This is a genomic window from Pseudomonas citrullilanati (assembly GCF_030580855.1).
In the GTDB taxonomy this organism is placed as follows: Bacteria; Pseudomonadota; Gammaproteobacteria; order Pseudomonadales; family Pseudomonadaceae; genus Aquipseudomonas; species Aquipseudomonas citrulli.
The window spans coordinates 1-1,304 of sequence record NZ_JAUQOP010000092.1; the positions used below are offsets into that span (position 1 = coordinate 1).

Annotated in this window: 1 protein-coding gene; it reads right to left on the reverse strand. The window is 52.8% G+C overall.

All coding sequences use genetic code 11. The features are described 5' to 3' along the window. Positions 1–37: 37 nt before the first annotated feature. A complete protein-coding gene (locus tag Q6A48_RS25890; protein WP_304557314.1) occupies positions 38–1,213 on the reverse strand; it encodes an integrase core domain-containing protein in 1,176 nt (391 codons plus the stop codon). Between the last annotated feature and the right edge of the window lie 91 nt (positions 1,214–1,304).

Here is a 1,304-nt window from a genome sequence, read left to right on the forward strand (position 1 = left end):
TGTACGGGACAACCACATGGGTTACAAAAAAGTGCATTCACATAGGTGACACTTTGATTGAAACATAGCCGTTTTTAGCGTCCCTGGCGTTGACGTGGCCTAGGATCACCGGACCAAAGATCACATTCCATACCCCATCCTTGATCATCTCCATTCCAATGTTCTGATGCCTGAGCAGATTTCCCACGTATATCCGCAGACCCGCTCGATTAATGATTCCGCAACTATCCGCCAGGTAACACTCAACATGGCTTGCATACCCCATTTCCGGTAGCTTTTCCGGGTAGGCTCGGGTTGAGGGGGTGTAGCAGGAGGCCGGGGTTTTCTGGCCGAGCGCCTCGTGTCCTCGCTCGTAATTGTAGTGCTGCATAAATCGATCAAAGTGTTTTTGCTGTGCCTCCCAAGCAACTGCCGGCGGTTGGGGAAAGGTACTTTTCAATGTCCGGTGCATGCGCTCATGACGCCCGTTTTGATCTGGCCGACCGGGCTCAATTCGCTCAGGAATAATCCCAAGACGTAGCCACCAGATCGACAATTGGGACAGCCCGGCACGACCTGTACTGGCGAACGGCACGCCATTATCGGTGCGGATGCGTTCAGGCATCCCATACTCACGAAAAACCCGCTCGAAGGTTTCCTGAGTCTCCTTGAGATTGGTATTGGCCATGCTCTGGCAAGCAAGCAGGAAGCGACTGGCGTGATCCATGATCGTCAGCGGATAGCACCAAACGCCCGCTCCGGTAAGAAATTGCCCCTTGTAATCTGCGCTGAAGAGCTGATTAGGTGTTTCTGCTTTACGCAGAGGCTTGGGGTAGACAGCTACACGCGGACGCGACGGTCGAGGCGTGATCAAATCAGCGGCCTTAAGGATGTTGTAAATCGTCGTTTTCGACGGCGGATCCTGCCCCGGAAAACGTTTCATCAAGTCGTTCTGGATCTTTTTAGGACCCGGAACCGTTTCGCCAGTAGAGCGAAACTCAATGATTGCCTGCCTTACAACCAGCGGTACCACATAGGCCTGGTTGTGCCGTCGACGGCTACGCTCGTCGAGCCCACTGGGCCCCTCCAGTTCATAGCGTTCGACCCACTTGTAGCCAGTCTTTCGACTGATCTGATAGTCCTGGCATAGCCGGCTAAAGCTATGCTTTTCAGACAGATACTCAGCGATGAACATCACTTTGAGGTCCATAGGTTTCAGCTCTCTCCAGGGCATGGTCAGATCCTCGCGAAATCGACCATGCCAGTTAAAAACTGTTACCTATGTGCGTGAACTGATTTGTAACCCATGTGGGTGAGTCATACCG